The following is a 24,747-nucleotide window of genomic DNA, read 5'->3' on the forward strand; positions in this document are numbered from 1 at the left end:
GATCTACGGCTTCACTCCCGCCTGAATCAGCGCATCGGCCCAGATCTGATACCCCGCATCGCTCGGATGCGTGAAATCCGGCAGCATCAGCGCTGCGGGAAGCGTGCCGTCGGGCGCAAGAAACTTCGCGTCGATATCCAGCCACGTGACCGTCGAGTCTACCGCAAAGCGCTGCGCCAGCAGCCGGTTCGTCTCCTCAATGGAGGCGCGCAGCGGGCTGTCCGCCCGCGGCCCGCGCGGGAAAATGCCCATCAGTAGAATATGACTCTCCGGCGAGCGCTCGTGAACCTCGCTGCAGATCGCGGCGACCCCCTCCACAATCTCCTCCGGCGTGCTGGCCCGCGCATTCGAAGTCCCGGTCAGATTGTTGGTGCCGATATTGACCACCACCCACTTCGGATGCAGCCCCTCGAACTCGCCCTGCCGAAGCCGCCACAGCACATTCTGCGTCCGATCCCAGCCAAAGCCCAGATTCAGCACGCTCATGCCGCCGAAGGCCTTCTGCCAGGCCGTCGGGCCATTCACATGGTTGGCGTTCGGAAGCCCTCCCCAGAAGTGCGTGATCGAATCCCCGATCAGCACCACCTGCGGGTCCATCCCCTTCTGCTGTGCCAGCTCCGCATGATGCCGCCCATACCAGTCATACGAATCCTGTTCGAGTCGTGGAACAGGAATGACAGCCGTGTTGATATCGCTCATCGCCGTCAGCGGCATCCGTGGCGCATCCCCCATCAGCTTCGCCAACGTCGGCTCAATCGCTTCCGCCATCATGTGCTGGCCCTCTGTATCCGGGTGCAGCGCCTTTGGATGCCACGGCAGCCGCGGATCATAAAAGATCGGTGTATTCAGCGCGCCGTTTTTGAAGTAGATCGATCCGATATCGAGATACGTGACCCGGGGATTGTCCCCGTAGCAGGTCGCCAGATACCGGTTCACCGCCGTATCCCGCTCCGTCTTTGACGCCGAGAGTTCGCTCGGCAGAATCCCCAGCAGCAGAATCCGCGTCTCCGGCAGCCGGTCTTCCAGATCCCCGATCACCGCATCGATCCCCGCTTCCGTCTGCTCCGCCGTCTCATTCCCGACGCCGGTATTGTTGGTGCCGATCAGCAGAACCGCGGCTTTGGGATGAAGCCCCTCTACCTCGCCGTGATCCAGCCGCCACAAAACATTGGCCGTTGTATCGCCGCTGAAGCCCAGGTTCAGCGCCTTCCGCGGCGCATAAAACTGCTGCCACGTTGGCTGAAAGTTCTCATCCGGCAGCTTCGACTTGTCGTAGTTGTTCGTGATCGAGTCGCCGATCATCAGAAGCTGCGTGTCCGGATGCGCCTGCACCGCCTCCAGCACCGCCTGGTGCCGCTCCGCCCACCATGTCTCCTTCAGCCGGTCCTTCGGAATGATGCCGGGCGTGGCATCCGCCGCCTGCTGCTGGCAGAGAGCCGGCAGCGCGGGCACCAGAGCGAGAAAGAGAACAGCGGCCAGACGGCGGGCCAGGGAAGCGCTTCCGAATGAGAAGATCACGGTCTCATCTTAAGGGGACTCCGGACAGCGGAGGCAACAACAGCCCGAAGCAGTAAAATATTCTCACTGTGGCCTTTGCGAGGCCGGCCAGGAGCGTACCTCCCAAAGGCCAGGTGGTGTTTAAGGGGAAGGGCACGGCTTCAGCCGCGCCATAGGCAATACAGCAGTGAGCGGCTTCAGCCGCTGAGAAATGGTTTGTATCCTCACATCTCAAGCTGACCCACGACCAGCAGTTCAGCCCGATTGCACCTCCGCGAAAACCACGCTAAAATAGCTGGATTGCAGGAAAGGTTCTATCCAGTCATGCCCAAACAGGGAATTCATCCGAACTATCACGAAATCCGGGTCGTCTGTGCGTGCGGCAACAACTTCGCCACCCGTTCGACCAGCAAGAACGACATTCACGCGGAAATCTGCTCCAACTGCCATCCGTTCTTCACCGGCAAGCAGAAGATGATCGATACCGCGGGCCGCGTCGAGCGCTTCCGTCGCAAGTACGCCAAGGTCGGAACGCCCGCGGCGAAGTAACCGCAGCTGCGGCGTAAAAGCCAAAAGCCTCCGCCGCGGCGGAGGCTTTCCTGTGCTGGGAATGGTGTTGAATCGGAGGGTGCGATGCCGTCCGTATCGGGTAGAAGCACGGGCTATCGGGTCCTCGGCGAACAGGGTTCGCCGGGGTGATCTTTAGTCCGGTGAATCACAAGCCGGAAAATAAGGGGCTTTAGCCCCGGCCAGACAGCGATGAAAAAGTCCTGGGACAATCCGGTTGAATACGCGATGCCCGAGGGCACGCGCGTCCCTGCGTCCTTCCGCATCGGCAATGTCCCCGTCGCCCCCGCCACTGTCCTCGCCCCTATGGCCGGAGTCACCGACACCGTCTTCCGCCGCTTCATCCGCAACGCCAGCGTGTTTAGCGCTCAGTCCGATCAGTCCTCATCCATTGAAGCCACGATCAGCAATCAGCAGTCCGGCTGCGGCCTCATCATGACCGAGTTCACCTCCGCCGACGGCCTCGCCCGCATGCGCGAGTCGAAGCGCAAGCGCTATCTCACCTTCTACGATGACGAGCACCCCATCTCCGCGCAGCTCTTCGGCTCAAATCCCGCCACGCTCGCCGACGCCGCCCGCATCGTCGAGGACACCGGCTTCGACATGGTCGACCTCAACCTCGGCTGCCCCGCCAGGCGCGTCGTCTCCTGCAATGGAGGCAGCGGCCTGCTCCGCGACCTGCCCCTCATCGCCGAGATCTTCAAAGCCGTTCGTGCCGCCGTCACCATCCCGTTTACGGTCAAGTTCCGCCTCGGCTGGAACGACAACCACATCATCTGCGTCCCGCTGGCAAAGCTGGCCGAGGAGAGCGGCCTCAGCGCCGTCGCCCTCCACGCCCGCACCCGCGAGCAGGGATACACCGGCCAGGCCCGCTGGGAGCACATCGCCGAAGTGAAAGACGCCGTCCGCATCCCCGTCATCGGCAACGGCGACATCCGCACCCCCGAGGACGCCTGCGCCATGGTCGCCCGCACCGGCTGCGACGCCGTCATGATCGGCCGTGCCGCGCCATCCAATCCCTGGATCTTCCGCCAGATCGCGCAGTACACCGCCACCGGCCGCTACGACCAGCCGACGGACATGGACCGCTACCGCATGATCCGCACCTACTTCGAGATGCTGTTAGCCGAGCAGTCCACGGAAGCCGACCCCGGCAAAGCCGAAGCTCAACGCCGCGAAGCCGCCGGAAAAATGAAGCAGTTCGCCTCCTGGTTCACCCACGGCGTCCCCGGCGGCAGCGGCCTGCGCAAGTCCATCTACGAAGCAAAGACCGGCCCCGCCATCCTCGACGCCGTCGAAAACTTCTTCGCCTCGCGTCCCATTGCTGAGCTTCCTGTCGGCCCTGAATCGATCTTTACGGATGAGCACAGTCCCGTGAGTGCTTGATCTTTATGGTCAATATGGTCATAATGATCGTATTGATCGAGCCAAAAGGAGGTAAAGAGGGATGATCGCCGAAGTCAGTGCAGTTCAGTTCCGCCAGAAGCTTGGGGAGATGCTCAATCAGGTTCAATACCGCAATGACAGCATCGTCATCAGCAAGGATGGCAAGCCCGTCGCGGCTCTGGTGGATGCGGAGCTCTTCACGCGCATTCGCCGTATGCGTGACCGCTTCGATGCTCTGAGCAGCCGGATTGCCCAGGCATACGCCGGAGTACCTGAAGAGCAGGGCCTGGCGGAAATTGATTCCCTGGTAGCTGCTGAACGCGCCCGCTGATGCCGGTTTTTCGCGTCGTGCTCGACACCAATGTTTTGGTCTCCGGTCTGGCATATCCGGCAGACATTCCTGGCCGCATCGTCGCACTCTGGCATCAGAGGGCGCTCGATGTTGTCCTCTCCCGCTACATTCTGGACGAAACTGCCAGAGTCCTGCCGCGCCTTTCCCGAATCCAGTTGACTCCGGCGGAAATCCGCGATCTGCTCGACACCCTCATCTTCCTGGCAGACATCGTCGAACCGGATGCTTCGCAGGAGGCAGCTCTGCGTGATCCGGCGGACCAACAGATACTTGGAACATTACAGGCAGCCAGGGCAGATTACCTCATTACCGGCGATAAGGACCTGTTGGTTCTCGCAGACAGGTATCCCATCGTAACGCCGGCCACATTCTGGTCACGGCACGGCTGACTCTCTGCTACTGGTTGCACGCTTCCTGAAGATCACCCTCCGCCGCTTCCGCCACTGCTCATCGAGCGCAATCAGCTCCCACGGCACCTCCGGCGAAAAATGCTTCAGCACAATCTCGTTCGCCGGATGCACCCTCAGCGCCGGAGCCACCAGATACAGCACCGGAGCCGCATCCGCCAGCTCCACCCCCGCAAAATATCCCAGCTTTCTGAACTCTCCCGTCCGCTGCAGCTGCCGTACCCTCGCCCAGTAATCCAGCGCCTGCAAGGGCAGGTGCAGGTCCTCATCGGCTTTCAATTCAAGCACCGCCAGCCGCCCCTGCCGCGTGACCGTTAAAAGATCCAGCATCGCCCGGTCCCGTCCCGCAAACGCCGGAACCTGCGAATAGACCACATCCCCCCGCAGCCCCGGTTCAATCTCCGCTAAATCGCGTCGCAGCTCCGACTCCAGCCACCGCTCCGCCTGCATGCGAAAGAGCGGATCGCGCACCGAGCCCGACGCCTTCCGGCTCTCGCCAAGCCGCTCCATCAGATCGCGAAACATCCCCTCCGTCGACTCATCCAGCGGCGTCTCATGCGCCCCCGCTCCAAACGTAATCTCGTCGCGCATAGCGAACGACCCCGGCATAGCCGCGTGCCGCACCCGCGCATACTCCAGCCCATGCAGCAGAAAGCCCACCTCTGTGGCCGAGTGCGCGCGAACCTCCGTCCACTCCCGCATCCATACCGGCAAAAGTGCCGTCAGCCGGTCGATCCCCGCCCGCATCCGCTCCAGAGCGCGTCCTGGGTCGAAGGCATGCATCAGCCGCACGCTCAGATTTCCCTGGTCCCGCGCCTCGACTGAAGAAATCAGATCCGCCCGCTCGTCCAGCTCATGCAGCTCCCACTTCGCAATCGCCGGATCCATCCACACCATTCGTGCCGCCGTCGTCTCCGAGCATCCCTCCGGCACGATCACCTTCAGCCCCTCTACCAGCCGCCGTCCGTCTCCATGCTCGCGGCAGTACGCCAGCCACAGAATCCCCAGCGTCAGCGCGCCGTCGATCGTCGCCGGGCTCTCTTCCGCGTTCACGCCAATCACCGCCCATGCACTGTTGCCGCGCACCAGCAGCCCCCGCGCATATGCCGGACCAAAGCTGTGCTCCAGGTCCATCGCCGTCCGCATCCCCTCGGCCTTCCATCCCGGAAAGGCATTGGGCAGCACGCGCTCCAGTGTCCGCAGATAACGCTTCCGCGTCGTATCCCGCGCCGTCGGCGTCCTTCGGTCCGGATCGCGCACCAGCGTCAGCCCCTGTGGCTTCGTCTGTCCGAATCGCCGCGTCTCCAGGTGCAGCGTGTCGCGCCGCTGATTCACCTTCGTCACCGATCGAACCAGGTTCCGCTCTTCCGACCAAAGATGCAGCATGCACCGTCCATGCTCGCTCGCCAGCGACCAGTGACTGATGCGCATATCGAAGAGCACGCGCCCCTCTTCGAGCACCGCCGCCCGCGGAAAATCGGCGAAAAATGCCTCCAGCGCGCGGCCCAGCTCAACCGCCGTCACATCCTGCCTTTCAGCCGTCGAATCCTGCTTTGTATTCGAATCCTGTTTTGTATCAGGGCACGGCTTCAGCCGTGCCGCAAACGTCCCCAAAGAACGATGGGCTTCAGCCCCTGTTCGCAGGTCTTCACTCATTGCAGATGGATTTCCTGCACTCATCATTCCCGGCCTCGCGGCCCGGAGCAAGCAGGAAACAAGCGGAACCGCTACCAGTTCATACGCTTTCGTAACGCCGTAATGTGCGCCACGTGGTGACGCGAGTGCCACGCATACACCGCCGCCGCCTCGGCCATTGTCTGCCGTCCATTGGTGGGATGCACATAGCCCCGCTGCCACTGTTCTTCCGTCAGCTGCTGCAGCAGCAGCACCCAGCGCCGGTGCAGCGCATCCAGCAGCTCCAGTGAAATCTCGACCGGCGCCGTCAGCGAATCCGGCAGCGCCGCCCACAGCTTTTCGTCATAGGGCCTGATCGCCGGCCAGTCCTCGGTCAGCGCCATCCGCATTCGGACATAAGCGTTCATGTGGCTGTCCGCCACATGATGCACCAGCTGGCGCACCATCCAGCCGCCCTCGCGGTAAGGCGTTTCGAGCTGCGCAGGCGTCAGCCCCTCCACCGCCGAGCGAAGATTCTCCGGCAGCGCCGCCAGCGTGGCAATCGCAGCAGGATGGTTGGTGATATCCGCCGTCGAGCGGTTGAATTTTCCAATTGGATAACGCGGGTCCGGATTCATCTCACTGGCTGGAGGCTGCGTGCTCATGTCCAGCAAGTTACACAAATCCCATGACCGGCGACAAGGGCATGCCGCGGGGCAGGGCTATCCTGCCCTGCAGTGTTATGCGTGGCGATGGTGTCTGTGGTGGCGATGATGGTGATGGACCGGCGCGGCAAACGCCGAAGCCGAGAACAGCAGTACCAGTGAGAACAACAGAAGCTTTTTCATAATGCCTATCCTGACACAGGAATCTATCATTTGTTGTGTGGAAATTGGATGAGAATCAGATGAGGAATAGCGCATAACCGGCGGTATTCTTCGCGCCTTCGCAAACCCATCCGGAACCGCGCAAAGCCCGCTCCCAAAGCCCCTTCCGGATCGTTCCGCCACGCCGGATCATCTAATCCCGCAGAGGATTCATGTCACAATCGGGTGTGGACCATAAGCGGTATTTCTTTGACAAGTTTGGCATCACCGAGCGGATGCTCGAGCGCTGCCTCGGCGAAGCGCTCTCCGCCGGCGGCGATTACGCCGACCTCTACTTTGAGTCGGTAGCCGCTACCTCCGTCGGTCTCGACGAATCGCTCGTTAAATCCGCCAGCCAGGGCGTCAGCGCCGGCTGCGGCGTCCGCGTCGTCAGCGGCGAGCGAACCGGTTACGCATATACCGACGATCTCTCCGCCGACCGGCTCCTGCGCGCGGCGCGCACCGCGGCCCTCATCGCCAGCGGCCCGGCAAAGCAGACCGTCGCCGGCTTTACTGAGACCAAAACCCCCAGTCTCTACCCCGCGCCCGCCGCCGAGCTCGACACCGATCTCGCCCCTATGCTCGATCTCGTGCAGCGCGCCGACCGCACCGCCCGCGCCTATGATCCGCGCATCACCCAGGTCCGCGCCGGCTACGGTGAAGAGCTGCGCCGCATCCTCATCGCCGCCTCCGACGGCACCTTCGCCAGCGACACGCAGCCTATGGCGCGCTTCAATGTCTTCATCCTGGCAAAGGACGCCGACCGCACCGCCCGCGGCTCAGCCGGCGGCGGTGGCCGCGTCGAAATCTCTTTCTTCCAGGGCGAAAAATCCCCCGAGCACTTCGCATACGAAGCCGCCCGCCAGGCGATCCTCCAGCTTGGAGCCATCGCCGCGCCCGCCGGCGAAATGGAAGTCGTGCTCGGCCCCGGCTGGCCCGGCGTCCTCCTGCACGAGGCCGTCGGTCATGGCCTCGAAGCCGACTTCAACCGTAAAAAGACCTCGGCCTTTGCCGGCCTCATCGGCCGCCCCGTCGCCAGCCCCAAAGTCACCGTGGTCGACAACGGCACGCTGGCCAATCGTCGCGGCTCACTCAACGTCGATGACGAAGGCTCCGCCACGCAGGAGACCGTGTTGATCGAAAACGGCATCCTCAGGGGCTATCTCAGCGACAAGCTCTCCGCCCGTCTCATGAACATGCCGCACACCGGCAACGGACGCCGCGAGAGCTATCAGCAGATCCCCATGCCCCGCATGACCAACACCTATATGCTCTCCGGCGATGATGCGCCCGAGGACATCCTCCGCAGCGTGAAGCGCGGCCTCTACGCCGTCAACTTCGGCGGAGGCCAGGTCGACATCACCAGCGGCAAATTCGTCTTCTCCGCCAGCGAAGCCTACTTGATCGAAGACGGCAAAGTCACCGCTCCCGTCCGTGACGCGACGCTGATCGGCAATGGCCCCGAGGCGCTCAAATATGTCTCGATGGTCGGCAACGATCTCGCGCTCGACGAAGGCATCGGCACCTGCGGCAAAGACGGTCAGAGCGTCCCCGTCGGCGTCGGCATGCCCACCATCAAGCTCGACCGCATGACCGTCGGCGGCACCGGCCGATGAGTGGTGGCTTTTTGAAGACGGACGGCCTCCTGTGATCGAGAATTCTTATGTAGTTCGGCCTTTTGTTTTATCCGGATCAGGACGCGGCGTGGATAGCGCGCGATAAAAATATGCCGTTGTTCTATCTTCGCAGGTTGACAGGCCGGGAACGCTCGGAAAAGGCCAACCGTCACTTGGCCTTTTATCTGGCCTTTGTTGCTGGAGCGACCGATGCCGGAGGCTTTTTTGCCATCGGGCATTACAGCTCGCACATGTCGGGAGTGATTTCGTCGCTGTCTTCTGATCTGGCGCTGGGCCGCCGCTGGTTGTTATTGATTGGCGGAGTATCCGTGTTGTCGTTTTTCCTGGGATCATTTTTCACCACCCTCTTCGTCCGCTGGGCGCGCAGGCGGGAGCTGGAATGCGAGTATGCTCTTCCACTGATTGCCGAGGCGGCGCTGTTGCTTTGGTTTGGTTGCAGGGGAAGGAACTTTGCCGGCGATCAGGCTGTGATGGTGACGGTGATGGTCTTGTGCTTCGCAATGGGACTGCAGAATGCGATCATCACGAAACTCTCGGACGCTGTGATACGTACAACCCACCTGACAGGTATGGTCACGGATATTGGCATTGCGCTGGGCAGAATTGTGTCGTCCAGGTGGCGGAACACGGATGTGGAGACTGCCCGGGAAATTGATACAGTGTTCCTGCTGTCTTCGCTGATCGGGTTGTTCCTGGCAGGCGGAGTTATGGGGACTCTGGGCTTCAGGCATATAGGGTTTCTGTTTGCTGTGCCGCTCGCGATGGTCCTGTTGCTGCTGGCGGGACTGCCCGTAGTCGATGACGTGCGCCGCCGCGAGGGTGTAGAGCCTTAGAGTATGAATTACGAGCATAGTTGAGCCATGCCGGCACGCAGCACGAACTGCGAATAGCACGAACACGGACTAAGGATCTATGAACTCCACTCTTACCACCGATCTCCGCACCCTCGCCTCCGGCATCGTCGCCCGCGCCCTGCAGCTCGGAGCCTCCGACGCTGAGGTCACCGTCCGCGAAGGCGATGAATTCTCGACCACCGTCCGTATGGGCGAGGTCGAGACCCTCAAGGAATCCGGCTCGCGCGCCGTCGGACTGCGCGTCCTCATCGCCTCCGGCAACGGTTATCGCGTCGCCAGCACCTCGTCGAGCGACTTCACTCCCGAAGGCATCGAGCATCTCGTTCGCGGAGCCGTGGCGCTGGCCCGTGTCACCTCGGAAGATCCCTTCGCCGGCCTCGCCGACGCGAGTGAATTCGGCCAGCTCGAAGGCGATCTCGCGCTGTACCACGAAGACGTCTACTCGCTGCCCACTGAAGAGCGCATCGCCTGGGCCCGCCGCGCCGAGGCCGCCGCTCTCGCCGCCGACACACGCCTCGTCAACAGCGACGGAGGCAGCTTCGATGCGGCCACCGGCCGCAAGGCCTTTGCCAACTCGCGCGGCTTCAGCAGCGAATACCGCTCCTCTTTCTGCTCCGTCTCCACCAGCCCCATCGCGCAGAGCGCCGGCGGCGAAATGCAGCGCGACTACTGGTACTCGCAGGCCCGCTCGCTCAAAAATCTGGCCTCGCCCGAATCCGTCGGCGAAGAGGCGGCGCGGCGCACTCTGCGCATGCTCGACGCCCGCCGTGTGCCCACGCAGCAGGTGCCCGTCGTCTTTGCGCCTGAGATCGCCCGCAGCCTCGTTGGTTCGGTCTTCGACGCCGCCAGCGGCGACGCCATCTGGCGCGGCGCATCCTTCTTTGCCGGTCTGCTCGGCGAGCAGGTAGCCGCCGAGACCGTCACCATCATCGACGATGGAACCATCGCCGGCGGCTTCGGCACCACGCCCTTCGATGCGGAGGGCCTGCCCTCGCGCCGCACCGTCGTCGTCGAGCGCGGCGTGCTGAAGAATTACATCCTCAACACCTACACCGGCCGCAAGCTGGGCATGAAGAGCACCGGCAGCGCCGGCCGCGGCCTCGCCGGCAATCCCTTCGTGGGCTCCGGCAATCTCTGGCTTGAGGCCGGCTCTCAATCTCCGCAGGAGATACTGCGCGGCATCCCGTCCGGTCTCTACGTCACCCGTCTCATGGGCCAGGGCGTCAATCTCGTCACCGGCGACTACTCGCGCGGCGCCGCCGGCCTCTGGATCGAGAACGGCGAGCTCACCTATCCGGTGCATGAGATCACCATTGCCGGCAATCTGAAGCAGATGCTCCGCAGCATCACCGCCATCGGCAGCGATCTCGACTTCCGTTCCGCCACCTCGTCGCCCACCCTGCGCGTCGACGGAATGACCATCGCCGGAGCATAAAACCGGTACTGGATAGAGCGCTCAGAACGGACTCCCGGGAATAGATCGAGAAAGACACGGCTTCAGTCATCCAGTACCGGCAGTGGGATCAGGTGGAAATTGTTTTGTATCAGGGCACGGCTTCAGCCGTGCCGCAAAGGGCTGAAAACCCGGCGGGCTTCAGCCCCTGCGTCCAGAATGAGTTCGAGTGTCCCATGTTCGTCTGTTCTGACAGAGGACAGATCACCTCGCGCGAGCGGACCTCGCATAAGCACCGGACTGAATATGGCCGCTGAGGGGCAGTTTGCTTTTACGCGCTCAAATCGGCCCATAGCCGGAAAATCTTTCCCGCTGTTCCGTCTCCCGTGCGCAGCCTATAATGGCGCGCGTATGAGACTGCCGCAGAGAATCGCCGACCTGTTGCTCGGGACCGCTGGCCTTATCGCCGCCTCAGCTCTCTGTCTCCCCTGCGCGTATGGACAATCGGCGAAGCAGGCTGCGGAGATTTACGCCCACGCCACTCCGTACATGGATGAGTCCCTGCCCGCGCTCCGGCGGGCCGTGCCGGCGCTCGACGACCTGAAGGAAAATACCAACCCTCCCGATCTCCAGTCCATCCTCGATCGCACCGCCGCCGGCCTCGAGGCGGAGCTGCCCAAAGTGCCCGACCTCTCCGCGCACGAGAGCGTGTCGCAGACCTACCTCAACCCGCAGGTCACGCAGAACGATCAGAACAGCGGCTCCATCGCCGGTGTCGGTGCCAAAACCGTTGGAATCAACCGCGCCGCTCCTGCCCCGCAATACACCACCCACGGACTGACCGATGAACGGGAGCTTGAGCAGAACCTCCAGACCAGCCTGCTTGCCTGGACCTCGCGCGGAGACTTCGATTATCTGATTCTGGTGCGGCATTCGCCCGCGGGCGATCCCAGGCTTGAGGAGTCGAGAACCGATCTCAAAGACCCGAAGAATGCGAAGATGGACCTCCACGGCATCGGCTTCGGATACCTCTGGCTCCTCTTTCTTCCGCAGAATCTCTCTCAGTCGCGCTTCCGTTGTCTCGGCGAAGAAAAGATGGAAGGCCGCCACACGTACGTCGTGGCCTTCGCGCAGCTTCCCGACCGGGTGAAGTCGCCCGGTGAAATCATGCTCCCCGGCGCGACCTATCCGCTCCTCTATCAGGGCATCGCCTGGATTGACGCCGCCACCTACCGCATCGTCCGTTTGCGCGCCGATCTCCTCGCGCCGCTGGCCGATCTTCAGCTCCAGCGCATCACCTCCGATCTTCGCTTCTCTGAAGTGCATCTCTCCGATGTGCCGGAGCGGTTATGGCTGCCCAGTCAGGTCGAGGTCATCTGGCAGCAGCAGGGCGTCTACTTCGGCGAGCTGCACCTCTATCGCAAATACCACCTCTTCCACGCCACGGTACGAATCCTCCCCGCCGGCTGAGCGGCGCAAAAATCGCGCATCGCGCGTCCGTGCGCAGGAGGCTCTGGTGAGCCTGCCCCGTCAGCCTGTAACCTGCGGTCATGCTTCCGAACTCGGTACCGTTCGATGCCGGCTCCTTCGACTGGTCACAGATCCCTGCCGCGGCAGGTGTCTTTGCGCTTTATGGAGCAGACGAGCACGCCGAGCCCTTCATCAGCCGTACCCCCGGTCTGCGCCGCCGTCTCAGGCGTCTTCTCGATCCCCGGCCTGAGCAGTCGAAGCGTCTTCGGCTTGCCGGCCGCGTCGCCCGCATCGCCTTCGCCGTCACCGGTTCGGATTTCGAATCTCTCTTCCTGCTCTACGGCGCCGTCTCCTCCGCCTTCGGCGAGCGCGCCCGAAAGCGTCTGCATCTGCGGCCGCCCTTCTTCCTGCGCATGACCATGGAGAACGCATATCCCCGCGTATATGTAACCAATCGAGTGACAAAATCGGCGGCAGCCGATCTCTTCGGACCCTTTCCATCGCGCGCCGCGGCCGAAAAGTGTATGGAAGACGTGCTCAACCTCTTCCTGCTGCGCCGCTGCACCGACGATCTTCACCCCGATCCGGCCTTCCCCGGCTGCGTCTACTCCGAGATGAAGAAGTGCCTCGCGCCCTGCTTCAAGGGCTGCTCCGACGAGCGCTATGCCGAGGAAGCCAAAACTGTGCACGCCTTCTTCGCCACTCGCGGAGAAAGCCTCGTGCAGATCCTCACCGCCGCCCGCGAGCAGGCCTCTGAAGCGCTGAACTTCGAGCAGGCCGCCGAAGCGCACGCCCGTCTCGCAAAGGTCGAGACCATCCTCTCTTCCACTTCGCCGGTCATCCGGCCGCTCTCACGTCTCACCGGCATCCTCCTGCAGCCGTCTGCCATGCCCGATCATGTTGCCGTCTTTCTCCTTCGCCAGGGCGAGCTCTCCGGGCCGGCCTTCTACTCCGTCCAGGGCATGCGTCATCCCAACGAGCAGTCCGGCTCCAGCTCTCTCTTCGCGCATCCCGTCGCCATGACCGCCGTGCCTCTGGAGAGCGCACCCGTCACCCAGCCCGTCTCGCACGACGATCTCGACCGCCGCCTCGATCACGCGCTCTCCGAGCTCGGCTGGAACCGCCCCGCAAAGCCCTCCGGACGCCATCTCGCCGATCATCTCTGCCTCTTCAGCCGCTGGTACCACCGTCCCCAGGCAAAGCGCACCGGCGAAGTCATCTTCGCCATGCCTGACGGAGAGCTTCCCCGCAAGCTGCTCATCCGCGCCATCTCACGTGTCTTCCGGCAGGGCGTCGAGGCTGCAGCCGGACCCGGCCCCGCCGCGCCCCCCCAAATCTCCCCGGCCTCAAACTGATACACTTTCCCCATCGTGGTCGAGTTGCTTCCATCCATCCTTTCCGCCGATTTCGCCCGCCTCGCCGACGAGGTCGCGGCAGCGGAGCGCGGCGGTGGAACCGTCATCCATGTCGATGTGATGGACGGGCATTTCGTGCCCAACATCACCCTCGGACCACCCGTGGTGAAGTCTCTGCGGAAGCATACCAGGCTCCCCCTCGACTGCCACCTGATGATCGAAAATCCCGACGAGTTCATTCCCGCCTTCGCCGAGGCGGGCGCAAACTGGATCAGCGTGCACTATGAGGCCTGCCGCCATCTGCACCGCACCCTCCAGCTCATCGCGCAGCACGGCATGCAGCCGGCCGTGGTCATCAATCCGGCCACGCCCGTCGATCTGCTCATCCCCGTCCTCGGCATGGTGCACCATGTGCTGGTTATGAGCGTCAACCCGGGCTTTGGCGGCCAGGAATTTATCCCATATTCGCTCAATAAGATACGGCGCCTGAAAGAGCTGCGGCAGCAAATGGGTCTCTCCTTCCGCATTGAAGTGGATGGTGGTGTCGCGCACGAAACCATCGCCATGGTCGTCGAAGCGGGAGCCGAGCTGCTTGTCGCCGGCAACGCCGTCTTCGGCGCAGGCAGGGCTGAGCACGATGCGCGATCCCTCCTCGAGGCCGCCCGGCAGGCCGCCGAAGTAGCCGTATAAGTACGAAAAAGGGATTGAGCGTGCAAAGCGCGCTCCGGCTCGCGTACGATGGAAAAATCGGGCAGGGATGGCCGGCAGACCGTCCTGTGCCGGCAGAAAACCGCCAGGGAAGTCTCTGCCGCTTTTTGAGGTGTTATGAATCGGTTGGTTTCCCGGATATCGGTGTTGTCTCTGTGCGCTCTGCTGGCGGCATCGCCCGCCCTTGCGAGCAAAAAGAAAAAGAAGGCCTATGATCTGAGCGCGAATCCGCTGGCGTCGGTCAACTCGAAGCAGCCTGACAAGGAGCTCTTCGACAAGGCCATGAAGGCTCTGAAGAAGGGCAGGTTCGACGTCGCGCGCCTCGATCTCCAGACCCTTCTCAATACTTATCCGGATACGGAATACGCCATGCGCGCCAAGCTCGCCATCGGCGACACCTGGTACAGGGAAGGCGGCTCCGCCGCTCTGCAGCAGGCCGAATCCGAGTACAAGGATTTCATCACTTTCTTCCCCAATTCGCCGGAAGCCGCCGAAGCGCAGATGAAGGTCGGCGACATCTATTACCAGCAGATGGAGAAGCCCGATCGCGATCCGCAGAACGCCGTCCACGCCGAGCAGGAATACCGGACGATGATCGAGCAGTTCCCCGACTCGACCCTGGTTCCCCGCGCCCAGCAGCGCCTCCGCGAAGTGCAGGAGGTTCTGGCGCAGCGGCAGTTTGAGATCGGCGAGTACTATGCCACGCGTGAAAACTGGGCCGCCTCCATCGCGCGTCTCCAGACCGTTTCCGATTCCTATCCTCTCTTCAGCCACAGCGACGAAGCGCTGATCACCATCGGCGATGCCTATGCCACCGAAGCCCAGGCAGCCTCGCGTCTGAACCTCGATCCCAAAGCGAAGACCGAGCTGGTGAAGTACTACAACAACCGCGCGGCAGACTCCTGGTCGCGGGTCGTTACCCGCTATCCCATGGCTCCCCATGTGGAGGATGCCAAGGATCGCCTCATCGCCATGGGCCGCAACGTTCCAGATCCCACTCCGGCACAGCTGGCCGAAAGCGAAGCCGAAGAGGGAAGCCGCGTCAACGTGAAGCTGAAGGACCGTGCGATGCTGCTCGTCCGTCACGGACCCTCCACCATTCAGGCCGCGCGCGTCGGCGAGCCGACCCTTACCGATCCGGCTCAGACCTACGCTCCCGAGGTGACGAAGCAGACCCAGGCTGTCTTCATGGCGGCGATGAAGGGCCAGCCCCTTCCCGGTCAGCCGGCCTCCGGTGTCAGCTCCGATTCGAGCGCCGCCATTGCCAATGGCACCGCGCCTCCGCGTACCGATCAGCCCGGTCCGAAGCCGACTTTTGAGAGCGTGCCCGATGCCTCCGGCTCAGTCGGCAGCACCGTCACCGTCGAGGTTCCCAGCGGCGGCGAAGCGGCTCCCGGCGGCGCAGGAAACAGTGCGGCTCCCCCTCCGGCCACATCGGCCGCATCCGAGCCGGTCATCAGGCCGGTTGGTCCGCCCGTCGAGAAGGCTCTGCCGCCCGTTGACAAGCCGTCCGAAGCCCCAGCGCAGATCAACGACGTGAAGAACCCCGGCGTTCAGAACGCACAGGTCAATACCGGAGCGAACTCCTCCGGCAAGAAGAAAAAGGTGCCGTACAACTCGAAGGAAGAGTCCTCGAGCAAGCACAAGAAAAAGAAGGGTCTGGATAAGCTGAACCCCTTCTGATCCGGTGCCGCTCTCACCAGCAGTCGAGGCCGCCTTCGGGCGGCCTTTCTTCTGTGCCGCTCGCTCACGCCCGCTTACCTCCGCGGACAAAACGTTATATCGTAAAAGGTTACGTCTCAGACCGAAATGTCACAGCAGATAACGGAAAATCCGGCACAGCGCGAGCTGCCCAGGACTTACGACCCGGCCTCGATTGAAGATCGGTGGGCCGAATACTGGGTGCGCGAGCATCTCTTTGACCAGCCCACCCCCCGGAACACATCGGATGCGCCCGCCTTCACCGTTCTGCTGCCGCCGCCGAACGTCACCGGCAATCTGCACATGGGCCACATGTTCGAGCACGCCGAAACGGACATCCTCATCCGCTGGCGGCGCATGTGCGGCGACCGTACGCTCTGGCTTCCCGGAACCGATCACGCCGGCATCGCCACCCAGCTCATGGTCGAGCGGCAGCTCGCCACCGAGGGAAAGACGCGCCAGCAGATGGGCCGCGAAGCCTTCGTCGAGCGTGTCTGGCAGTGGAAGCAGCACTACGGCGGCGCCATCCTCAGCCAGATGAAGCGCCTCGGCGCCAGCGTCGACTGGTCGCGCGAATACTTCACCATGAGCGACCAGCTCTCCGTCGCGGTGAAGGAGGTCTTCGTCCGCCTCCACGAGCAGGGGCTGATCTACCGCGCAACCTACATCGTCAACTGGTGCCCGCGCTGCCAGACCGCCATCAGCGATCTCGAAGTTGTGCACGAGGAACAGCAGGGCAAACTGTGGGAGATCCGTTACCCCGTCATCCCCGAATCCGGAGACGAGCCCGTCCAGTTTCTCACCGTCGCCACCACCCGTCCCGAGACCATGCTCGGAGACACCGCCGTCGCCGTCAATCCCGATGACGAGCGCTATCGGCATCTGCATGGCAAGCGCCTCCGCCTGCCGCTCGTCGGCCGCGAAATCCCGGTGATCACCGACGCATGGGTCAGCGCCGACTTCGGCACCGGCGCGGTCAAAGTCACGCCCGCGCACGATCCGAACGACTTCGCCATCGGCCAGCGCCACGGCCTTGAGGCCATCGACGTCATGGACGAGACCGCGCACATGAACGCTGCCGCCGGCGTCTACGCCGGTCTCGACCGCTACGAGGCCCGCAAGCGGATACTCGAGGATCTCGAAGCGCAGGGCCTGCTCGGTGCCATAAAAGATCACACCCACGCCGTCGGCCGCTGCGATCGCTGCAAGACCGTCGTCGAGCCGCGCCTGTCGAAGCAGTGGTTCGTGAAAATCCAGCCCCTCGCCGACAAAGCCATCGCCGCCGTCGAGCAGGGATACATCCGCTTCACCCCCGAGCAGTATGCGAAGACGTACTTCGAGTGGATGCGCAACATCCACGACTGGTGCATCTCGCGCCAGCTCTGGTGGGGCCATCGCATCCCTGCCTGGCACTGCGGCACCTGCGGACAGATCACCGTCGCCCGCGACACCCCGGCGCAGTGCGCCCACTGCGGCAGCGCGCAGATCGTGCAGGAAACCGACGTGCTCGACACCTGGTTCTCCTCCGGCCTGCTGCCCTTCACCGCCTTCGGATGGCCCGAGCACACCCGCGATCTGGATGTCTTCTATCCCACGCAGCTGCTCGTCACCGGCTTCGACATCCTCTTCTTCTGGGTGGCGCGTATGATCATGCTCGGCTGCCACTTCATGCTCGACGTGCCCATGCCCGACGGCTCCGAACGAACCCTCAAAGACGCCGTGCCCTTCCGCGAGGTCTACATCCACGCTCTCGTGCGCGATGCCGACCGCCAGAAGATGTCCAAGACCAAAGGCAACGTCATCGATCCCATCGAGATCGTGCAGAAGTACGGCACCGATGCCGTCCGCTTCACGCTTGCCTCCATGGCATCGCCCGGCACCGACATCGCCTTCAGCGAGGCTCGCACCGAAGGCTACCGCGCCTTCGCCAACAAAATCTGGAACGCCGCCCGCTTCATCTTCATGAACGTCGAGAAGGCAAGGGAAGCCGGCATCGAAGTGGAGCCTTCCGCCCTCGGCGTCATGCCCGCCGCTGCTTCCGAAGCGCCTCTCGAAGCCCGCTGGATCGTCTCCGCGCTTCACCGTGTCGCCGCGGAGATCAATGCCGCGCTTGAAAGCTACCGTTTCGACGAAGCCGCCAGCTACGTCTATCAGTTCTTCTGGGGCAGCTTCTGCGACTGGTACCTCGAGATCGTCAAGCTGCGCCTGGACTTCAGTGACTCCGCGGACAAAGGCGCCGCAAAAGAAGCGCTGACCACGCTGCTGCGCGTCTTTGAGTCGTCGCTGCGTCTGCTCTCACCCTTCATGCCCTTCCTCACCGAAGAGCTCTGGCACGCTCTGTATCAGGACGAGCCTCCGGCAAAATCCATCGCCCTGTCCAGGTATCCACAGCCGCAGCCCGCCAGCATCGACGCCGAAGTGGAGTCCGGCATGGCCGCGCTGCAGGACCTCATCGTCTCCGTGCGCGCCGGTCGCAAAGATCTCGGCGTCGAAGAGAAGGCGCAGGTCCCCGTGCGGGTCAGGACCGCGGCATCGTTCGAAGCGCTCTTCACCGCGAACCAGGCCATCATCGAGCGCATGGCGCGTGTATCGGCGGTCGAGTTCGTCGCAAAGATGCCGGAAGGCTCCGGCGCCCGCACCACCACGCACTTTGACGTGCAGGTCATTTACGAAAAGCAGATCGACGCCGCCGCCGAGCGCGAGCGCCTCGGCAAAGATCTGGCAAAGTACGAAAAGGGCCTCGCCTCCGCCGAGCGGCAGTTAAACAACGAAGCCTTCCTGGCAAAGGCTCCCGCGCATGTCGTCGACGGCCTCAGAAAACAGGAAGCCGAAACGCGCCTGCTGCTCGAAAAAACGCGCCGGGCGCTCGAAGAACTGAATCATACGAAATAGGCAACACTGAAGGGTGACATGGACTGGAAGAGCAGGCGGATCGAAGGCATTCTGGAGCAGGCGCTCCTTGAGGACAAGGCAACCAGCGACGTCACCACGGCCATCACCATCGATCCCGGCCTGCGCGCCTCCGCCACCATCCTCGCCAAACAGGACTGCGTCATCGCCGGCCTCGGCTGCGTGCCGCGCTTCCTCGAAATATTCGCCCGTCTCGACAAACGTAACAGTGGCCGTTACGAAGTCGTCAGCCATCCCGAGATGTTCGATGGCGTGCGCGTCCGCAAAGGCCAGGCTGTGGCCGTCATTCGTCACAATGCCCGTGTCATTCTCGCCTGCGAGCGCGTCATTCTCAACCTCATGCAGCGCATGAGCGGCATTGCCACGCTCACCCGGCAGTACGTCGACGCCATCGGCGGAACGCAGGCGCGCATTCTCGACACCCGCAAGACCATCCCCGGCCTTCGCATCCTCGACAAGTACGCCGTCCGCTGCGGCGGCGGAGAAAACCATCGTCTCGACCTCTCCGACGGCATTCTCATCAAGAACAATCACATCTCGCTCGGCGGCGGCATCGAGAAGGTTCTCGATAAGGCCCATGCCGAGCGCCAGCCCGGCCAGACCATCGATATCGAGGTCCGCTCGTTTGAGGAGCTGAATCTCGCCCTCGATGGCGGGGCCGAATCCCTCCTTCTCGATAACATGACCCCCGCCGAAGTAAAGAAAGCCGTCGGCATCGTGCGCGACCGCGGCCTCTCCATTCCCATCGAAGCTTCCGGCGGCATCACCATCGAGAACATCCGCAAATATGCCCTCGCCAGTGTCGACTACATCTCGGTCGGAGCGCTCACACACTCCGCCATGGCCGTCGATCTTTCCATGCGCATCACCGCCGAGTTGTATTAGAGAAAGCGATCCGGCATCAGACTTTAGTCCATGTCCGACGAACCGGTTCCATGTCTGACGAATCGGTTTCGGCAAAGTCCTGTATCAGGCCACGACTTCAAAGCCTGTCCTGAGCGAAAATCGAAGGGTGCCGTAAGCTGTCACATATCTTCAGGTAGTGTCTGACGAATCGGTTCAGGTGAAGTTTTGTATCAGGGCACGACTTCAGTCGTGCCGTAAGCGGCCGAAAATACGTCCGGGCTTCAGCCCCTGCAAATCCCCGGAAACCATTGCATTCATTCCATCTCGATTCATCAGATACTGCCTGTCCGCTCTGTCTCGCGCCAGCGAGACCGGTAGAAGCACCGGGCTTCAGCCCGGTGGGAATCAGCCCCCAAAACGAAAGAGGCTTTAGCCCCGGCGCACGTGTTATTCGTGCGATGGGGTGGAGAAGCGCAGCGGAGGGATCTGCATTTTTTTAAAGCCCGCAAAAAAGCGCTCAATCCGTCACTCGTGCTTCATCGCTCTCCCGCCACGGGCAATGCCGGCATCCTGAGCCGCAGCAGTAGCCGCGCCTGCGATGATACCCCTCCGTAAACACGAGGTACGGCCCATCCATGTAGTAGTCCTCGCCTTCCACGAGCGGCCGCTCCGCCGAATCTCCGCCGCCCTCCGGCATCGTTTCAGGCAAGCGAAGACTCCTGGGACAGCAGCGCAGGCTGCACCGGATGGGAAATCGTATCCGTCACCGTGACATGTTCTGCCAGGGGAAGCGTGACCGTGTTTCCGGCAATGCATAATGGCCGCTCTCCTGGAAGAATCGACCCCATCAGGTTCATCGGATCGGCTGCGGCCAGCGTAATGGGAGGCATATCCGCGAGCGACCGGCTGCGCCCCGCCCGCAGCGCCTCCACTGCCTCCGGCAGCGCAAACTGCTCGCCGCCGAACCCTGAGACGAACCGCCCCCCGCGCACCACGCCCCGCGCCTCCAGCCGGCGCAGAATACCGAGCAGGTCGCGCCAGCGCGGAGCCGCCGTCTCCTGCGCCAGCACATCGCGAAAGACCACGCCATACCGCCGCAGCAGCATCTGGCACGCAGACTCCATCTGCGCCTCGCGCCGCATCGCCATCTGCCCCTTCGTCTCTTCGCCGCTCGCCGCCTGTGGATCGCAGAGCAGGCTCCAGCGCCCCGCGGCATGCCGCGCCCCCGCCGACGGCCTCGGCGCAGTGCGCCCCCGCGGCGGCGGCGTAAAGGCCTGTTTGCGCCGCGGATCGATCAGCATCCGCAGGCTGTCGAACCCATCGGCGGTCACCAGCCCCGCCGCCACCAGCTCCCACAGCGCCCGGCTCGTCTCCTCGCCCGATGCCGAAAGCATCCGCGCCAGGTCTGAAGCGAACATCGCGCCCCGCTCCGCCAGGCACGAGCGCACGCGGTTCGCCAGCTCGCTCAGGCACGCATTCAGATTGGCCTCCGGAGTTTGTCGCTCTTCCAGGCACAAATCCATCCACAGCGCCTCTTCGCGCAGAAAGAACGTGATTGGCGCCATGCCCGTCGGAATCACCCGCCGCGGCCCTCCGCCTTCGATCGAAGCAAATGCCGGATGCGGCGACAGCCTCCCCCATCCCGCTACGCCCGTCAGGCACAGTGCATCCAGCCAGCGCGGATCGTATCCGGCCACGCGCTGCGGCAGAATCGACTTCTCCCACTCGATCGCCGGAGCCTCAAAGCCCTCCAGCCCGCGCAGCGCCTCCAGCAGTCCCTGCTCGCCCGTAAGCTGCCGCTGTGGCCCCAGATGCTGCCAGTCCAGCAGAAAGCGCATGTACACCGACGGCGTCACCGGCTCGATCTGTTTGCGCAGCGCCCCCAGCGTCCGCTTGTGAATGCGCTGCAGAATCCGCCGCTCGCACCATTCAATCTCTTCATCGGGCACCGTCCCGGCCGACGGAGCGCGCTCGAAGCTGCCGCGCAGAATCGTGCCCGACATCTCCAGCAGCAGCATCTGCTTCCACGCCTCCGCCGCCTTTATTCCCAGCAGCCCTGCGAGCGAGGCTGAGGTCACCGGACCCAGCAGATGCATCCACCCCTGAATCGCCCTCTTCAGAATCTCGTCCGCTCCCGGAACCTCGCCCGAAGTCGCCGGCAGCTCCTGCGCAAAGACCGCATCCGGCCACAGCGTCCGCAGCCAGGCCGTCCGCTCCGCCGCCACCAGGCAGGGCAGCGTATTCACGTGCGCTGTCGTGGCGCGCTGCTGCCGCTCCAGCCGCGCAAACAGCATCTCCCAGTGGCGTGCCCGCGCATCGGCAGCAATCGCCGCAGGCACAATCGTCAGCGAGCAGAGCAGATCGTGCAGCTCGTGCTCGTCGCGAATGTCCGGCCAGATCGCCTCGCGCACCTCCGCGATCGCCTCCGGAGAAAGCCGTCCCGCCTCGCCCAGCAGATTGTCCGGAACCACGCCGCGCAGATTCACCGCGCGCGCGCGCCGCTCCTCTAGGCCCGCATCGTCGAGAAACGCATAAGGATTGGCATTCAGCAGCTCGTGCGCAAAGACCGAGGGCGTCGTCGTGTCGACCGCCACGCACCGGATGCGCCCGCTGTGCATCGCATCGAGCACGCCTTTCAGCCCCTCCAGATCCATCGCCTCGCCCAGCACGTCTTTCATCACCTCGCGCACCAGCGGATGATCGGGAATCTGAATATCGCCTTCAATATTCTCGAAGCACGCCGCCGCCTGCGGAAAGACGCTCGCCAGCAGATCCTCTGACCGCGTCCGCTGCACCTGCGGCGGAACCTTCTTCCCCTTCTGAAAGCGCAGCAGCTGCAGGCTGCGCGAGGCATCCCACCGCCAGCGCGTCTTGAAGATCGGCGAGGCCAGCGACGCCTGCTCCAGCAGCTCCGTCACCGTCTGTGTCGTAAGAAAATGAAAGACATCGCTCAGTGGAAAGCTGTGCTGCTCGGCCAGCGAGATGTTCAGACCGTTGTCGGTCGCTGCCGCCTGCAGCTCGAAGTTAAAGCCGCGGCAAAAGCGCTTGCGCAGCGCCAGCCCCCAGGCCTTGTTGATCCGTCCTCCGAAGGGCGCATGCAGAATCAGCTGCATGCCCCCGCCTTCGTCGAAGAAGCGTTCTGCAACAATCGTTGTTACAGAAGGCACCGCGCCCAGCACCGCGCGCCCCGCCGCCACATAGCCGATCAGCTGCTCCGCGCCGGAATCATCGACGCTGCACCGCTCTTTAAGAAACGCAGCCGTCTCCGCCACTTCCTCTGCGCTTTGGCTGATGTATCCAGGCAGAACATTCTGCGTCCGCCGCTCGATTTCAAGGCGCAACTCGGAGACAAACTCCGACAGCTCCCGCGTCCTCTGCGGCGCCTCACCAAACCAGAACGGCAGCGTCGGCGGCTGCCCGTGCGCATCTTCCACCAGCACGCGCCCCGCGCTTTCAATGCGCTGAATCCGCCAGCTCGTATTGCCAAGCTGAATCACATCGCCCGGAGACGAATCCACCGCGAAGTGCTCGTCGAGCGTCGCAATCTGTACCCCCTCCGGCTCCATAATCACCGGAAAGAGCGCCGTATCCGGAATCGCGCCCCCATTCTGTACCGCAATCGAGCGCGCCCCGCGTCTCGCCTGAATACGCCCATGCACGCGGTCGCGCAGCAGGTACGATCCATAGCGCCCCCGGCTCGACTCGATCCCTTCCGTCAGCAGGCAGAGCGCTTCGTCGAACTCCTCCCATGTCAGCTCGCGGTACGGATGCGCCCGCCGAAAGATATCGAACAGCGCCCGCTCCTCCCACGGCTCCGCGCCGCACGCAGCCACAATCTGCTGCATCAGCACATCGAAGGGCCTCGGCGGAATCTCCAGCCGGTCCAGAACCCCGCTGCGCATCGCGTGAATACACGCGGCCTGCTCCATCAGGTCGTCGCGTGTCGTCGCAAAAAACCGTCCTTTGGGAATCGCGCCCCGCCAGTGTCCTGCGCGTCCCACCCGCTGCATCGCGACAGCGATCGCGCGCGGCGAGTTGATCTGGCATACGAGGTCCACCGTGCCAATGTCGATGCCCAGCTCCAGCGATGCCGTCGCCACCAGCACGCGAATCTCGCCCGACTTCAGCCGCCGCTCCGCCTCCAGCCGCAGACCGCGCGACAGGCTGCCGTGATGCGCCGCCACATTCTCCTGTCCCAGCCGCTCTCCCAGATGGAACGCCAGCCGCTCCACCATGCGCCGCGTGTTCACAAACACCAGCGTCGACCGGTGCTGCTCCACCAGCTCGCTCAGCCGCGCATACACGTTCTCCCAGATCGACATCGTCGCCACCGCGCCCAGCTCATCGGCCGGCACTTCAATCGCCAGGTCGAGGCTGCGCCGCTGTCCCGCCTGCACCACGCGCACAGCATCCCCGCGCTCCCCGCCCAGAAACTGCGCCACCAGCTCAATCGGATTCTGCGTGGCCGACAGCCCGATGCGCAGCGGCGCCGTAGGGTGTGCCGGCAGACTCGCCGCCGGCGTAAGGCGGTTCTCGCCGCATACCAGCGCATCCAGCCGCTCCAGCGTCAGCGTCAGATGCGCTCCGCGCTTGTCATCGGCCATCGCATGAATCTCGTCCACGATTACCGTCTGTACGCGGCGCAGATGCTCGCGGCTCTTCTCCGCCGTCAGCAGAATGTAAAGCGACTCCGGCGTCGTCACCAGAATGTGCGGCGGCTGCTTCAGCATCGCGCGCCGCTCCGCCTGCGAGGTGTCGCCCGTGCGCACCGCGGTGCGAATCTGCGGGCACAGATAGCCGCGCTCCAGCGCCAGCTCCTGAATCTCTCTGAGCGGCGCCTCCAGGTTCTTCTGCACGTCGTTCGACAGCGCCTTCAGCGGCGAGACGTACACCACCTCCGTGCCCGGCGCCAGCCGTCCCTCGATGGCTTTGCGAATCAGCCGGTCAATGCAGATCAGAAACGCCGCCAGCGTCTTGCCCGAGCCCGTCGGGGCCGAGATCAGCGTCGGTCTGCCGTCAAGAATGCTCGGCCAGCCCTGCTCCTGCGGCTCCGTCGGCGTGCCGAAGCGCCGCACGAACCACTCCTGCACCACAGGGTGCGCCCATCGCAGTGATTCCGGAACGGCGTCGGCAACGGCAGAGGACGGCGGCAGCATGAAGCCATTGTAGTCCGGTTTTCGTTTC

Annotated in this window: 18 protein-coding genes; 13 read left to right on the plus strand and 5 right to left on the minus strand. The window is 63.4% G+C overall.

Annotated elements, in window-relative coordinates; genetic code table 11:
• Positions 1-3: 3 nt before the first annotated feature.
• Complete coding sequence (locus tag D0Y96_RS14405; RefSeq protein WP_117301213.1) at positions 4-1,518, minus strand: GDSL-type esterase/lipase family protein; 1,515 nt, start codon at positions 1,516-1,518, stop codon at positions 4-6.
• A 303-nt stretch (positions 1,519-1,821) separates the two neighbouring features.
• Here D0Y96_RS14405 and rpmE point away from each other — a divergent pair, with 303 nt between their 5' ends.
• The 4 genes from rpmE to D0Y96_RS14425 all read left to right on the plus strand — a co-directional run bounded on the left by rpmE (position 1,822) and on the right by D0Y96_RS14425 (position 4,191).
• Positions 1,822-2,046 (plus strand): 50S ribosomal protein L31, encoded by a 225-nt coding sequence (gene rpmE, locus D0Y96_RS14410; protein WP_117301215.1) that lies wholly within the window; start codon positions 1,822-1,824, stop codon positions 2,044-2,046.
• Between the two features lie 210 nt (positions 2,047-2,256).
• On the plus strand, positions 2,257-3,450 hold the full coding sequence (gene dusB, locus D0Y96_RS14415; RefSeq protein ID WP_117301217.1) for a tRNA dihydrouridine synthase DusB: 1,194 nt from the start codon (positions 2,257-2,259) through the stop codon (positions 3,448-3,450).
• Positions 3,451-3,511: 61 nt separating this feature from the next.
• Positions 3,512-3,781: a type II toxin-antitoxin system prevent-host-death family antitoxin gene (locus tag D0Y96_RS14420; protein WP_117301219.1), complete on the plus strand. Its 270-nt coding sequence runs from the start codon at positions 3,512-3,514 to the stop codon at positions 3,779-3,781.
• Positions 3,781-4,191 carry a putative toxin-antitoxin system toxin component, PIN family gene (locus D0Y96_RS14425; protein ID WP_117301221.1) on the plus strand — a complete coding sequence of 137 codons (411 nt, stop codon included), beginning with the start codon at positions 3,781-3,783 and terminating at the stop codon, positions 4,189-4,191. The genes D0Y96_RS14420 and D0Y96_RS14425 overlap by 1 nt, the downstream gene beginning before the upstream one ends.
• Here the strand turns inward: D0Y96_RS14425 and D0Y96_RS14430 are convergent.
• Together D0Y96_RS14430 and D0Y96_RS14435 are read right to left on the minus strand one after the other, a co-directional pair.
• Positions 4,177-5,865 (minus strand): PDDEXK family nuclease, encoded by a 1,689-nt coding sequence (locus tag D0Y96_RS14430; protein WP_252263806.1) that lies wholly within the window; start codon positions 5,863-5,865, stop codon positions 4,177-4,179. The genes D0Y96_RS14425 and D0Y96_RS14430 overlap by 15 nt on opposite strands.
• 71 nt (positions 5,866-5,936) lie before the next feature.
• Positions 5,937-6,488, minus strand: a complete 552-nt coding sequence (locus tag D0Y96_RS14435; protein WP_199480333.1) for a YfiT family bacillithiol transferase — start codon at positions 6,486-6,488, stop codon at positions 5,937-5,939.
• Positions 6,489-6,862: 374 nt separating this feature from the next.
• Between D0Y96_RS14435 and tldD the strand changes: the two genes are divergently transcribed.
• The 9 genes from tldD to nadC all read left to right on the plus strand — a co-directional run bounded on the left by tldD (position 6,863) and on the right by nadC (position 19,602).
• Complete coding sequence (gene tldD / locus D0Y96_RS14440) at positions 6,863-8,305, plus strand: metalloprotease TldD (RefSeq protein ID WP_117301226.1); 1,443 nt, start codon at positions 6,863-6,865, stop codon at positions 8,303-8,305.
• A gap of 110 nt (positions 8,306-8,415) precedes the next feature.
• Positions 8,416-9,159 (plus strand): YoaK family protein, encoded by a 744-nt coding sequence (locus tag D0Y96_RS14445; RefSeq protein WP_117301228.1) that lies wholly within the window; start codon positions 8,416-8,418, stop codon positions 9,157-9,159.
• 79 nt (positions 9,160-9,238) lie between these two features.
• A complete protein-coding gene (locus tag D0Y96_RS14450) occupies positions 9,239-10,615 on the plus strand; it encodes a TldD/PmbA family protein (RefSeq protein WP_117301230.1) in 1,377 nt (458 codons plus the stop codon).
• A gap of 369 nt (positions 10,616-10,984) precedes the next feature.
• A complete protein-coding gene (locus D0Y96_RS14455) occupies positions 10,985-12,043 on the plus strand; it encodes a hypothetical protein (protein WP_147325073.1) in 1,059 nt (352 codons plus the stop codon).
• An 80-nt stretch (positions 12,044-12,123) separates the two neighbouring features.
• Positions 12,124-13,398, plus strand: coding sequence for an excinuclease ABC subunit UvrC (locus tag D0Y96_RS14460; protein ID WP_117301236.1), 1,275 nt, complete (start codon positions 12,124-12,126; stop codon positions 13,396-13,398).
• A gap of 15 nt (positions 13,399-13,413) precedes the next feature.
• Positions 13,414-14,088: a ribulose-phosphate 3-epimerase gene (gene rpe / locus D0Y96_RS14465; RefSeq protein ID WP_117301239.1), complete on the plus strand. Its 675-nt coding sequence runs from the start codon at positions 13,414-13,416 to the stop codon at positions 14,086-14,088.
• 135 nt (positions 14,089-14,223) lie between these two features.
• On the plus strand, positions 14,224-15,789 hold the full coding sequence (locus tag D0Y96_RS14470; protein WP_117301241.1) for an outer membrane protein assembly factor BamD: 1,566 nt from the start codon (positions 14,224-14,226) through the stop codon (positions 15,787-15,789).
• Positions 15,790-15,915: 126 nt separating this feature from the next.
• Positions 15,916-18,699, plus strand: coding sequence for a valine--tRNA ligase (locus D0Y96_RS14475; protein WP_117301243.1), 2,784 nt, complete (start codon positions 15,916-15,918; stop codon positions 18,697-18,699).
• A gap of 18 nt (positions 18,700-18,717) precedes the next feature.
• The gene (gene nadC / locus D0Y96_RS14480) at positions 18,718-19,602 is read left to right on the plus strand and encodes a carboxylating nicotinate-nucleotide diphosphorylase (protein WP_117301245.1); all 885 of its coding nucleotides are present in this window, start codon (positions 18,718-18,720) and stop codon (positions 19,600-19,602) included.
• Positions 19,603-20,080: 478 nt separating this feature from the next.
• Here the strand turns inward: nadC and D0Y96_RS14485 are convergent, their stop codons facing one another.
• Positions 20,081-20,272, minus strand: a complete 192-nt coding sequence (locus tag D0Y96_RS14485) for a C1orf53 family protein (RefSeq protein WP_252263807.1) — start codon at positions 20,270-20,272, stop codon at positions 20,081-20,083.
• The gene (locus D0Y96_RS14490) at positions 20,265-24,719 is read right to left on the minus strand and encodes a DEAD/DEAH box helicase (protein ID WP_117301248.1); all 4,455 of its coding nucleotides are present in this window, start codon (positions 24,717-24,719) and stop codon (positions 20,265-20,267) included. Before D0Y96_RS14490 ends, D0Y96_RS14485 begins: the two co-directional genes overlap by 8 nt.
• Between the last annotated feature and the right edge of the window lie 28 nt (positions 24,720-24,747).

The sequence above is a fragment of the Paracidobacterium acidisoli genome (assembly GCF_003428625.2).
Taxonomy (GTDB): Bacteria; Acidobacteriota; Terriglobia; order Terriglobales; family Acidobacteriaceae; genus Paracidobacterium; species Paracidobacterium acidisoli.